Source organism: Pseudomonas sp. JS3066, assembly GCF_036328175.1.
In the GTDB taxonomy this organism is placed as follows: domain Bacteria; phylum Pseudomonadota; class Gammaproteobacteria; order Pseudomonadales; family Pseudomonadaceae; genus Metapseudomonas.
Window position 1 is genome coordinate 5,628,559 of the sequence record NZ_CP143312.1, and the last position, 12,290, is coordinate 5,640,848.

The window sequence follows — 12,290 nt, forward strand, 5'->3', positions numbered from 1 at the left end:
TCCCAGAGGGAGAGGGGGTTTGTCCGGTGCCGTCCCGAACTCCCTGTCGGAGCGAGTTCATTCGCGAAACCGGTCACCTGCCTGACCGACAAGGAGCAGCCATGAGCCTCGACCTGCTCAAGGACCCCTTCACCGGCCGCAGCCTGATCGAGGCCAGCGCCGGTACCGGCAAGACCTGGACCCTGACCGCCCTGTATGCGCGCTTGTTGCTGGAGCGCCAGCTCGGCGTCGGGCAGATCCTGGTGGTGACCTACACCACGGCCGCTACCGCCGAGCTGCGCGAGCGCATTCGCGCGCGGTTGGCGGCATTGCTCGCCATGTACGAGGGCGCGCCGGCGCCCGATCCGGTGCTGGCCGGGCTGTATGCCCAGTACCCCGGTGAAGACGCTCACCGTCGCTTGCTGCTGGCCGTGCACGGCTTCGACGAGGCGGCCATCTTCACCATCCACGGCTTCTGCCAACGCGCGCTTCAGGATGCCGCGTTCGAAGCCGGAGGCGACTTCGACAGCGAACTGGCAACCGACGACCGTGAAGTGCTGGATGCGCTGCTCGCCGATCTCTGGCGGCGCGAGCTGGCGGAAGCCGAACCGGCCTGGGCGCGCTTCCTGGCGCAGAAGCGCATCACCCCGGTCTCGCTGCGCCAGCGCCTGCGTTCGCACCTGGGCAAGCCTTACCTGCGTGTCGAACCGCGTGAGCTGAAGGCTGGCGATCTGTCCGCTGCCAGCGAAGCCTGGACCCACGCCCAGGCTTTCTGGCAACGCCAGGGTGCCGAGTGCGTGGCCCAGCTCGCCCAGCTCGATGGCCTCAACAAGCGCAGCTACGACGCCGCCAAATTTGCGATATGGCAGACCGAACTGGATGCCTACTTCGCCGACCCGGCCGCCCTCTTCGCGCCGCCAACGGGCCTGGAGAAGCTCGGCACCGAGGCGCTGGCCAAGGCCACCAAGAAGGGCTTCGATGCGCCGGACCATGCCCTCTGTGCCGCGCTGCAAAGGCTCTTCGACGCCCTGGCAGAAGCCGCTCCCGCGGGTGAGGCCCGTCTGATCGACCTGCAGGTACGCCTGCTGGACACCCTCAACCGAGAGCTGCCGGCACGCAAGGCTGCCCAGCGTCTGCTGGCCTTCGACGATCTGCTCAATCGCCTTGACGACGCCTTGTGCGGACCGGCAGGCGATGCGCTGGGCGAGGCCTTGCGCGAGCGCTATCCGGTGGCGCTGATCGACGAGTTCCAGGACACCGACCCGGTGCAATACGCGATCTTCCACCGGGTATACGAAGAACGGGGCGACCTGTGTTTCGTCGGCGATCCCAAGCAGGCCATCTACGCCTTCCGTGGCGCCGACCTCGCCACCTACCTCAAGGCCCGCGATGAGGCCGCGCGACAGTACAGCCTGGACACCAACCACCGTTCCACACCGCAGCTGATCGCAGCCCTCAATCAGGTCTTCGACCGCCCCCTGCCATTCGCCGAACCCGGCCTCGACTACCCGCCCGTGGGAGCCAGCAGCAAGGCTCGCGCGCGGCTGGTGCTGCCTGAAGCCGTTGCGCCGCTGGAACTGGTGTGGCTGGGGGATGAACCGCTTGGCAAGGGCGAAGCGGGCGGTGCGGTGGCCACGGATACCGCGCGCCGCATTGCCGGTCTGCTGGCCGCCAGTGCGCGTGGAGAGGCATATTTCGAAGAAGATGGCGTACGTTCGCCACTCAAGGGCGGGGACATCGCTGTGCTGGTGGCCAGCCACCGTCAGGCCGGTGATGTGGCTGCCGAGCTGGCCGACCGTGGTGTACCCAGCGTGCGTCGGGGGCGAGACAGCGTCTGGCACAGCGAAGAGGCTGCGGAACTGGCGGCAGTATTGGCGGCCTACGCCGAGCCCGGTCGTGAAGGCGTGCTGCGCTATGCCCTGTCCACCCGCCTGCTGGGCCGGGACGCGCAGCAACTGGCGCGCTGCCAGGATGACGAACACGCCTGGGACGAAGAGCGCGAGAATGCCGAGCGTTATCACCAGCTCTGGCAACAGCAGGGCTTCATGCGGGCCTTCCGCGCCTGGCTCGATGAGCAAGGCGTGGCCGAGCGTCTGATTGCCCTGCCCGATGGCGAGCGACGGCTGACCAACCTCCTCCACCTGGCCGAACTGCTGCAAACCGAAAGCCTCCAGCGGCCTGGCCTGGAACCGCTGCTGGCCTGGTTCAACGCCCAGCGTGCCGCCGAGAGCCATGGCGACGATGCGTTGCTGCGCCTGGAAAGCGATGCCGAGCGGGTGCAGATCGTCACCGTGCACACCAGCAAGGGCCTGGAGTACCCGCTGGTGTTCTGTCCCTACCTCTGGGACGGCGCGTTGTTGCGCCGCGAAGAGGACATCACCTGCCACGCCGAGGACGGAACGCCGTTGCTCGATCTCGGCGGAGAGGATTACGACAACCATCGCGCAACTGCCCGCCGCGAACGCTTTGCCGAACGCTTGCGCCTGGCCTATGTGGCCTTGACCCGTGCCCGCGACCGTCTCTGGCTGCACTGGGGCCCCGTGGCCCTGCCCAAGGCGAAGAAGGATGGCGAGCTTCCGGAGGATGGCCTGCACAGTTGCGCCCTCGCCTGGCTGCTGCATGGCCGCGAACTGGACGAGGCCGATGTACTGGCCGCCCTCGCCCGGCACCTGGCCAGCCGCGATGGCGTCGCCCTGCGCGCCGAGCTGGAAACCCTGGCCAACGCCAGCGAAGGTCAGATTGCGGTTGTCGAACTGCAGGCCGAGGAAGCCAGTGCGCAAGGCGAATCCCGCGCGCTGCCCCCGGCCGGTCTCGCCACGATGGAGCGGACCCTGGCCAGCGCCTGGCGGGTGGGTAGTTTCTCGGGCCTGGCCGCCGGCCTGCATATGGAAGCGCCTGACCGTGACGGTCTGGTGATACCGCCGGCCACCGAGCCGGGCAGCGGCTTCTTCGCTTTCCCCCGCGGCGCCCGCGCCGGTACCTGCCTGCACGCGGTGCTGGAAGACTGGATGCGCGGCGAGGGCAAGTTGTCGGCGCTGGTGCAGAAGCATTTGCAGGGCCACGGCCTGCCGGACAGCTGGACGGACATCGCCAGCGCCCACCTGCAACTGGTGCTGGATACCGACCTGGATGGCCAGGGGTTGAGTCTGTCCGCCCTCGCCGCTCACCGACGGTTGCCGGAGCTGGGTTTCACTTTCCCGGTGGCCGGGCTGGATGTCGGCCGTCTGCGGGCGATCCTCACCGATCCTGTCCACGCACTGCCGGATGCCATGCGCGCGGCCGCCGAGCGTCTGGAGTTCGACACCCTCAAGGGCTTCATGAAGGGCTTCATCGACCTGACTTTCGAGCATGACGGGCGCTGGTACATCGCCGACTACAAGTCCAACTGGCTTGGCCCGGATGCCAGCTACTACGGCGGCGATCGCCTAACGCAAGCCATCGCCGCCGAGCACTATCACCTGCAGTACCTGATCTATCTCGTAGCGCTGCGGCGCTTCCTGCGCCAGCGCCTGGACGGTTTCTCCAGCGAGCAACTGGGCGGTGCCTGGTACCTGTTCCTGCGCGGCATGCCGGACGCGGGTGTGTTCTTCCATCGTCCTGCCGACAGCTTGCTGGATGCGCTGGACCTGTTGTTCGAGGAGGGCCACTGATGGGCCTGGCCGACTGGTCCCTGGGACCGCTGGAGCGCCATTTCACCGAGAGCCTGCAACGCCTCGATCCGCAGGCGGCGGACTCTGTGCTGGCCGCCGCTGCCCTGTGCTGCCAGGCGCTGGGAGCTGGTGATGTCTGCCTGCCCCTGGCGCGCTGGGCCGGACAATCGCTGTTTGTCGAGGGAGGCTCCGGTGTACAGGCCCCCACCCTGCCCGTCTGGCTGACCGCACTGCAGGCATCGCCCCTGGTGGCGCCGCCCGGCGGCTATGCGCCGCTGACCCTGGATGGCGCCCGGCTCTACCTGAGCCGCTACCACGCCTATGAGGCGCATCTGGCGGACAACCTGCTGCAACGCGCGCTGGCCCGACCTGTGGTGGACGAAGTGCAATTGGGCGAATCCTTGCAGCGGCTGTTCGCCCGCAATACCCAGCAGCCGGATTGGCAGCGCCTGGCAGCGGCTCAGGCCGTGCGCCGCAACCTCGCGGTGATCTCCGGTGGCCCCGGCACCGGCAAGACCACCACCGTGGTGCGCCTGCTCGCGGCCTTGCTGGAACAGCCGGGCGGTGAGCGGCTGGCTATCGGCCTGGCTGCGCCCACCGGCAAGGCCGCCGCGCGCATGGCCGAGGCCATCCGCAACGCCAAGGCCGAACTGCCGGTGAGCGACACTATCAAGGCAGTCCTGCCCGAAGAGGCACGCACCCTGCACCGGCTCCTCGGCAGCCGTGGCGACACGCCAAAGGTTCGCCATCACGCTGATAACCCGCTGCCGCTGGATGTGCTGGTGGTGGACGAAGCCTCCATGGTCGACCTGGCGCTGATGGCCAAGCTGCTTGACGCCCTGCCTCCCAATGCCCGGCTGATCCTGCTGGGTGACAAGGACCAACTGGCGGCGGTGGAGGCTGGCGCGGTGTTCGCTGAGCTTTGCGAAGGCCGTGGCCTGGACTCCGTGGCGGCGGCAGACCTCACGCGTATCACCGGCCAGCCAGTGCCGGTGGAGCAACCCCGTTCGCGCCTGGGCGATGCCGTGGTGCTGCTGACCCATAGCCATCGTTTCGCGGGCGACAGCGGCATTGGCGAACTGGCGCGGCGCATCAACGGCGGTGATGCTCGCGGCACTCAGGAATTGCTACGTGGCGGCCATCCGGACCTGGTCTGGAACGCTGGCCCTACCCCGACTGCCTTGCTGGAGCGGCTGGAGGCGGGTTATGCCCCCTACTTCGCTGCTGTACGCACTGCCGACCCCGAGTCGGCGTTCGCCGCCTTCAACGGTTTCCGCGCCCTGACCGCCCAGCGTGAAGGCCCCTGGGGTGTCAGTGGCATCAACGAAACCTTCGAGGCGCGCATCAAGCGACGGCTGGGCGTGCCTTCCCGCGAGCGCTGGTACCCCGGTCGGGCGGTGATGGTGCGGCAGAACGATTACGCCCTTGGTCTGTTCAATGGCGATATCGGCCTGTGCCTGGCCACGCCCCATGGCCTGCGGGTGTTCTTTGAAGGCGACGAGGGCTATCGCCCCTTCGCCCCGGCCCGCCTGCCCAGCCACGACAGTGCCTTCGCCATGACGGTTCACAAGAGCCAGGGGTCGGAGTTCACCGAGGTGTTGTTGGCGTTGCCGGAACAGCCCAGCCCGTTGCTCAGCCGCGCGCTGTTCTACACCGGCATCACCCGGGCGAAGAAGAAGGTAGAGATCTGGGGCCTGCCGGCACGCCTGGCTGAGGCGGTCTCGACTCGCGCCGAGCGAGCAGCAGGATTGGCAGAGCGCCTGGGCTTCATGCCGCAGGCCGACAGCCCGCCAGCGGCGGCACCCATAGCGGACAAGGGACAGGATCAGTTGAGCCTGTTCTGATCAAGACGCGGCTGGAACCGCCCTTGTAGGTTGGGCAGAGGAACGAAGCCAAACGGTGCGGGGTGGGGTGTTTCTTCGTTAGGCCGAGCTCCGCTCGACCAGCCTGGCCCGGACCAGCGTACGGGCTACGGGCCGCTGGGCGGCCAGTTGCGAAAGAATTCGCCCCATAAACAACAAGCCCGGCATCCGCCGGGCTTTGAGGGTTTACAGCGAGTTGCGATCAGCTGATGTGCTGGGCTTGCGGCAGGCGATCGGAGCCACCTTCGGCTACACGGATAGCGTTGGTACGGTCGGAACCGCCTTCAGCTACGCGGAAGCCATTGGTGCGGTCGGAACCACTTTCAGCAATACGGTTGGCACCGGTGCGGTCAGAGCCACCTTCAGCAATGCGGTTGGCGCCCGTGCGATCGGAACCGCCTTCGGCTACGCGGTCCAGCACCATGAAGCTGCCTTCGGCCGCAACCGGCTCGATGACCTGGATGTAGGCGCCGTCCTTCGACTCGCCCAGTACCGGTTGGGAGTCGGACGGCAGGGCGAAGACACTGGTGCTCAGGCTGGCGATGAACAGGGCGGCGAAGGCTTGGGTTTTCATGATCGGGGGCTCCTCAAGGGGGCTGGAAACTGGGTACGGAGCCAATCTTACGGACGGGGGTGCGATTAAAAAGTGATCACTCTAGATAGAGAACATCAACGCTGTTGATGGTATGAAAAGTCGTTCTGAATCAGTTGCATATAGGCAGTTGAAGCCGCCAATGGCCGCGTGGCGAGCGACCGACCCATGTCGCCATTCGTCAGCAATCCCTCCCAGGCGTTGAAAGCGGTCAATCCTTCCTTTGTCGCCCGGACCCGCACAGGGAGGTCAGCATGGCCAAGCGTACCGCCACGACAAAGTCCCGCAGGAGGGCTGCGCCCAGGCAGCTGGATGTCCGCCGCGACTCCATGGATTTTCGCGACCTCACCTATTCCGCATCCCTGGCGCCACTCCCCGACGAGCTATTCCCGGACTGGCAACTGCTGCACATCCTCGACCAGGGCGAGGAAGGTGCCTGCACGGGCTTCGGCCTGGCTGCGGCGGTCAATTACCTGCGTAGCCGGTGCGCGCTGCCCGGCCGGGCCAGCCCGGCGATGCTCTTCGCCATGGCCAGGCGCTACGACCAGTGGCCAGGTGAGAACTACGACTTCAGCAGCGCCCGGGGCGCGATGAAGGGCTGGCACAAGCACGGTGTCTGCCAGGAAGACAGCTGGGCTGGTGGCGGCGGCCTGACCCCGGCGATTCAGCAGGAGGCGTTGGATATGCCGCTGGGCGCGTATTTCCGGGTCTTCTCGCGGATCAACGACGTCCAGGCGGCCTTGCGTGACGTCGGCGTGCTGTTCGCCTCGGCGCGTACCCACGAGGGCTGGCGCTCGCCACGGCGCGGGGTGATCGACTGGAAGCCGGATGCGCTGGACGTTGGCGGTGGGCACGCCTTCGCCATCGTCGGCTATACCCGTGACGGCTTCCTGGTGCAGAACTCCTGGGGGCCTGATTGGGGCGGCTACCGTCAGGGCAAGGCCGTGTACGCCGGTGTGGCGCTGTGGAGCTATGCCGATTTCGAGGCCAATGTCTGGGATGTCTGGGTCGCCCAGCTGGGCGTTGCGGTGAACCATGGCGTCACCGATACCGCGACCCGATACGTGTCCGATGGCGGCACCGCGCGCCTGGCCTTGCAGGGCCCGCCCCAGGAGGCCATCTACCTGCATTACCTGCACATCGACGATGGCCACTTCGACGGCCTGGGCCAGTACGCCTCGGACCTGACCCAGTTGGACGCCATCATCGAAGAGCTGCAGCACAGCCGGCCGCAGCACTTGCTGCTCTATGCCCATGGCGGCCTGAACAGCGTGAACGGCTCGGCCATGCGCGCCTTCAAGTGGCGACCGGCGTGTCGCGATAACGAGATCCACGAACTGCATTTCATCTGGGAAACCGGGCTGCTGGCCGAGTTGGGCGACATCCTGCTCCGCAAGCTGCCGCTGGTGGGGGAACGCGTGGGATCGGTGAGCTCGTGGTGGGATAACCAGATGGAGAGCCTGGTGCAGCCGGCCGGGTTCGCACTCTGGCAGGAAATGAAGCTGGACGTCGAGCGGGCCTTCCGCAAGGGTGCGGCGGGCACGCTGGCGCTGCAACGCCTGGTCGGCTGGTTGGCGGCCCAGGGGGCGCAGGCGCCCAAGGTGCATCTGGTTGGGCACAGCGCCGGCTCCATCTGGCATGCCCGTCTGTTGCAGGTCTGGCAGGCGCTGAATGGTCCTGTCATCGACAATCTCGTGCTGTTTGCCCCGGCCTGCACCCTGGAGCTATACCAGTCGACCTTCCTCAAGGCGCTGGGCAAGGGCATTCGCCAGCAGACTCTGTTCATCCTGTCAGATCAGGCTGAGCAGGAGGACAACGTTGCCGGGGCTTACCGCAAGTCGCTGCTCTACCTGGTTTCCAATGCTCTGGAAGACAAGCAGCGGCGGGTACCGCTGCTCGGTATGCAGAAGTTCCAGCCGCCCCAGCAGCCGCCCGGCAGTTCCCTGGTGGTGGCCGACACCGGCAGCCCGGCCAGCCGGAGCACCAGCCATGGCGGTTTCGACAACGACCTGCAGACCATGGACAGCCTGCTGAGACTGCTGCTGGGCGGTGGCAGCTTCCGTGGCTTCAAGGCGGAGGAATTGAAGGGGTATTGAATATTGAATTCATTCGCCAGGCAGGCCGAAGGCCTGCCCTTGGACCGCGGGGGGGGGGCAGCTGCGCAGCCCTTGGCGAATGAATTCGCCCCTACAAGTAAACCGTGAGCAATGAAAAACGGGGCCAATCGGCCCCGTTCTTCATTGCTTCGGCTTACTGCCCAGGAATGTCCTTGCGCAGTTTCACCGGATCTTCCTTGCGACCACGCGCGATGCGCATGCGGATGTTGAGCGCCTCCACGGCCAGGGAGAAGGCCATGGCGAAGTAGACGTAACCCTTCGGCACGTGGACTTCGAAGGATTCGGCGATCAGCACGGTACCGACCACCACCAGGAAGGCCAGGGCCAGCATCTTCAGGCTCGGGTGCTTGTCGATGAAGTCGCTGATGGTACCGGCGGCCAGCATCATCACCAGGACGGCGACGATGATCGCGGCGACCATGACCGGCACGTGGGACACCATGCCGACGGCGGTGATCACCGAGTCCAGGGAGAACACGATGTCGATGATGGCGATCTGGATGATGGTGCCGATGAAGTTGCGCGCCGCGCCGGAGGGCGCCGCGTCGGTCTCATCTTCGCCTTCCAGGCTGTGGTACATCTCGGTGGTGCTTTTCCATAGCAGGAACAGGCCGCCGAAGAACAGGATCAGGTCACGGCCGGAGATGCCCTGGCCGAACAGGTGGAACAGGTCAGTGGTGAGCCGCATGATCCAGGTGATGGAGAGCAGCAGCAGGATGCGGGTGATCATCGCCAGGGCCAGGCCGAAGAGGCGGGTGCGTGCCTGCATGTGCGGCGGCATACGGCCAACGAGGATGGCGATCATGATGATGTTGTCGATGCCCAGGACGATCTCCAGGGCGGTCAGGGTGAAGAAGGCGACCCAGATTTCCGGGCTGGTCAGCCATTCCATGATGCGTTGATCCTCGTGAGTTTCTTGGTTTGGGGAGAGTACGAACAAGCCGGAAAGAGCTTACGCAGATTCCGGCTTGATCGGGGTGTCATTCAGCGGCTGTCAGTGCGATCCGAAGAGCGGGAACACACCCAGCAACAAGGCGGCGAGGAGGATACACAGACAAATCATCACCGCCCACTTCAACGTGAAGCGCTGGTGGTCACCGAACTCCACTTTGGCCAGCCCCACCAGCAGGTAGGTGGACGGTACCAGTGGACTGAGCAGATGCACCGGCTGGCCTACGATAGACGCTCGCGCCATCTCCACCGGGCTGATGCCGTAATGGCTCGCAGCCTCGGCCAGAACCGGTAACACGCCGTAATAAAAAGCGTCGTTGGACATGAAGAAGGTGAACGGCATGCTCACGATCGCGGTGATCACCGCCATGTAAGGGCCCATGGACGGCGGGATGACCGCCAGCAGGCTCTTGGACATGGCTTCCACCATGCCGGTGCCGGACAGGATGCCGGTGAAGATGCCCGCAGCGAAGATCAGGCCGACTACCGCCAACACGTTGCCGGCATGGGCCGCGACCCTTTCCTTCTGCTGCTGCAGGCAAGGGTAGTTGATGATCATGGCGATGCTGAAAGCGATCATGAACAGCACCGGCAACGGCAGCAGACCGGTAATCAGGGTCACCATCAGAGCGGCGGTCAGCGCGCCGTTCACCCACAGCAGCTTGGGCCGGCGGGCTTCCGGGAACTGCGAAACGCTGATTTCGTCATGGTTGAGCTGGTCATCCGGCAGGTGCAGCACGCCGAGGCGGGCGCGCTCGCGTTTGCCATAGGCCCAGGCCAGGCCGAACAGGGCGACGGCGCCAGCGATCATGGCTGGGATCATTGGCACGAAGATATCCGACGGATCCACGTGCAGGGCGCTGGCGGCGCGAGCGGTGGGGCCGCCCCAGGGGGTCATGTTCATGATCCCGCCGGCGAGGATGATCAGCCCGGCCATGATCAGCGGGCTCATGCCCAGGCGGCTGTACAGCGGCAGCAGGGCGGCGACGCAGATCATGTACGTGGTGGCGCCGTCGCCGTCGAGGGAGACGATCAGGGCCAGGGCGGCCGTGCCCATCGACACTTTCAGCGGGTCACCCTTCACCAGCTTGAGGATCTTGCGCACGGCCGGGTCGAACAGGCCGGAGTCGATCATCAGCGCGAAGTAGAGGATGGCGAACATCAGCATCACGCCGGTGGGGGCGAGCTTGCTGATGCCTTCCAGCATCATCGGGCCGATGCCCGCGGCGAAGCCGCCGATCAGGGCGAAGGTGATGGGGACGATGATCAGGGCGATCAGGGCGGACAGGCGCTTGGTCATGATCAGGTACATGAAGCAGATGACCATGGCGAAGCCGAGCAGAGTCAGCATGGCAGTTCTCCGGGCGTGATTCGGGCGGGATGGGGGGCGGGTCAGCGCGTGGCCGAAGACGTGCGGAGAACGGGCGGAGGGGTGCCGGGACGGCAGCAGGAACGGAACATGGCGATCACCAATCTTGTTGTTGTCGGGTTGCCGGTCTCGTGCCGGCAATGGGGCGGATGCTAAGCGCGCAACCTTTCAGCCAGCTTTCGGCGGTGATCGGAGCCGATTACGTAGCGATTTGTCGACGAACGGCGGCCAGACTGCCGGGGCGTCAGCTGGCTAGCGTGCGCATCACCAGCAACAGGCTGCCCGCGGCGAGCAGGGTCTGCAGGGTAATGATGCCGGCCATCAGATGGCTGTCGCCGCCGAGCTGGCGGGTCAGCACATAGGCCGTGGGTGCGGTGGGCAGGGCGAAGAACAGTACCAGGATGCTGCTTTCCATGGCGGGCAGGTCGAGCAGGCGGGCCACTGCGAAGGCGAGTACGGGCATGGCCAGCAGGCGCAAGGCGCAGTTCCAGGCCAGGGCCGGAACTTCACCGGCCAGCTCCTGCGGACGCAGCGCGGCGCCGACGCAGAGCAGGCCCAGCGGCAGGCTGGCTACCGCCAACAGGTTTAGCAGGCGGTCGGTGCCGCCGGGCAGGCCGAACCCGGCGAGATTGACCAGGGCACCGGCCAGGCAGGCGAGGATCAGCGGGTTCTTCCCCATGGGCAGCAACAGGCCGCGCAGGCTCACGCCGCGCTCTGCGGTCAGGGCCCAGACCGACATCAGGTTCACCGTGGGAACCATCAGCGCCAGCATTAGCGCGGCCATCGCCAGGCCGTCCTTGCCGTAGAGGCTGCCGATGGCCGCGAGGCCGAGGTAGGTGTTGAAGCGCAGGATGCCCTGGGTGATCGCGCCGAAGCGCGTCGTCGGCCAGCCCAGCAGGCGCCGCGCCAGAAGCAGGGCGGCCCAACCGGCCCCGAGGCCGAGGAAAACCGCCAGGGCAAGGCGTGGCAGTGTCGGGTTGTCGAGCGGCGCTGTGGCCAGGCTGCTGAAGAGCAGGGCGGGGAACAGGATGAAGTAGTTCAGGCGCTCGGCTGCGGGCCAGAAGACTTCGCCGGGAAAGTCCCAGCGGCGTAGCAGGTAGCCGCCGACGATCAGGGCAAAGAGCGGCCAGAGGGCTTCGAGAAGGGTCAGCACGGCGACATCCGGGTCAGCTGGGGACGCTCTATCTTCAGTTCCGGCTCGGTGGCATGCAACCGCCTGCTAGGGTGAAAGGCAGAGCTCAAGCCGGAGAACCCCATGGCCGAACACCATACCGGCGGCTGTCATTGCGGGCAGCTGCGTTACACCGTTGAAGCGCCCTTGAACGATGTCGCCCATTGCCATTGCTCGATCTGCCGGCGCACTACCGGCGGCATAGTCACAACTTGGGCGACCGTACCACTGGCGAGCTTCCGCTGGACGACCGGTACACCAGCCGAGTACACCTCATCTGCGACCTGCATCCGATACTTCTGTCCGCATTGCAGCAGCCAGTTGGCGCTGCTTACCAGCCTCAGTCCCAGCACCCTGGACCTCACCATCGCCACCCTGGACCATCCGGAGGCCGTTCCGGCGGATCGGCACATCTGGGTGAGCAGCCGCTTGCCCTGGCTGCATCTGGACCCGCAGTTGCCGGAGGAGGATGAGGAACAGTTGTGAATCGAGGCCGTACCCTACGTAAAGGGATTTCAATCAATTCGTAGGTTGGGTAGGGCTCCGCGAAACCCGACGGCCCGATTGCAGGATCGTTGGGCTCCACTCTGGTAGCTACA

At 65.9% G+C, this 12,290-nt stretch carries 8 protein-coding genes; 4 read left to right on the forward strand and 4 right to left on the reverse strand.

What is annotated here, in order from left to right; genetic code table 11:
• The first annotated feature begins 101 nt into the window (after window positions 1–101).
• On the forward strand, window positions 102–3,629 hold the full coding sequence (gene recB / locus SA496_RS26445; protein WP_330114717.1) for an exodeoxyribonuclease V subunit beta: 3,528 nt from the start codon (window positions 102–104) through the stop codon (window positions 3,627–3,629).
• Complete coding sequence (gene recD / locus SA496_RS26450; protein ID WP_330114718.1) at window positions 3,629–5,473, forward strand: exodeoxyribonuclease V subunit alpha; 1,845 nt, start codon at window positions 3,629–3,631, stop codon at window positions 5,471–5,473. Before recB ends, recD begins: the two co-directional genes overlap by 1 nt.
• A gap of 220 nt (window positions 5,474–5,693) precedes the next feature.
• Here the strand turns inward: recD and SA496_RS26455 are convergent, their stop codons facing one another.
• The gene (locus tag SA496_RS26455; protein ID WP_120653741.1) at window positions 5,694–6,065 is read right to left on the reverse strand and encodes a phage infection protein; all 372 of its coding nucleotides are present in this window, start codon (window positions 6,063–6,065) and stop codon (window positions 5,694–5,696) included.
• A gap of 272 nt (window positions 6,066–6,337) precedes the next feature.
• Here SA496_RS26455 and SA496_RS26460 point away from each other — a divergent pair, with 272 nt between their 5' ends.
• Entirely contained in the window at window positions 6,338–8,179 is a 1,842-nt protein-coding gene (locus SA496_RS26460) for a C1 family peptidase (protein ID WP_162945857.1), read from the forward strand.
• 154 nt (window positions 8,180–8,333) lie between these two features.
• Here SA496_RS26460 and SA496_RS26465 read toward each other — a convergent pair whose 3' ends face one another.
• From SA496_RS26465 to SA496_RS26475, 3 genes are all read right to left on the reverse strand, one after another.
• Entirely contained in the window at window positions 8,334–9,092 is a 759-nt protein-coding gene (locus tag SA496_RS26465) for a TerC family protein (protein WP_120653739.1), read from the reverse strand.
• Window positions 9,093–9,194: 102 nt separating this feature from the next.
• Window positions 9,195–10,502, reverse strand: coding sequence for a CitMHS family transporter (locus SA496_RS26470; RefSeq protein ID WP_120653738.1), 1,308 nt, complete (start codon window positions 10,500–10,502; stop codon window positions 9,195–9,197).
• A 262-nt stretch (window positions 10,503–10,764) separates the two neighbouring features.
• Window positions 10,765–11,673 carry an AEC family transporter gene (locus SA496_RS26475; protein ID WP_330114719.1) on the reverse strand — a complete coding sequence of 303 codons (909 nt, stop codon included), beginning with the start codon at window positions 11,671–11,673 and terminating at the stop codon, window positions 10,765–10,767.
• 102 nt (window positions 11,674–11,775) lie between these two features.
• On the opposite strand from SA496_RS26475, the gene SA496_RS26480 reads away from it, so the two are divergent.
• Entirely contained in the window at window positions 11,776–12,177 is a 402-nt protein-coding gene (locus tag SA496_RS26480) for a GFA family protein (RefSeq protein WP_330114720.1), read from the forward strand.
• Window positions 12,178–12,290: the final 113 nt, after the last annotated feature.

Coding starts and splice junctions, on each gene's coding strand:
- recB (WP_330114717.1), top strand. CDS start 102: ATGAGCCTCGACCTGCTCAAGGACCCCTTCACCGGCCGCAGCCTGATC.
- recD (WP_330114718.1), top strand. CDS start 3,629: ATGGGCCTGGCCGACTGGTCCCTGGGACCGCTGGAGCGCCATTTCACC.
- SA496_RS26455 (WP_120653741.1), bottom strand. CDS start 6,065: ATGAAAACCCAAGCCTTCGCCGCCCTGTTCATCGCCAGCCTGAGCACC.
- SA496_RS26460 (WP_162945857.1), top strand. CDS start 6,338: ATGGCCAAGCGTACCGCCACGACAAAGTCCCGCAGGAGGGCTGCGCCC.
- SA496_RS26465 (WP_120653739.1), bottom strand. CDS start 9,092: ATGGAATGGCTGACCAGCCCGGAAATCTGGGTCGCCTTCTTCACCCTG.
- SA496_RS26470 (WP_120653738.1), bottom strand. CDS start 10,502: ATGCTGACTCTGCTCGGCTTCGCCATGGTCATCTGCTTCATGTACCTG.
- SA496_RS26480 (WP_330114720.1), top strand. CDS start 11,776: ATGGCCGAACACCATACCGGCGGCTGTCATTGCGGGCAGCTGCGTTAC.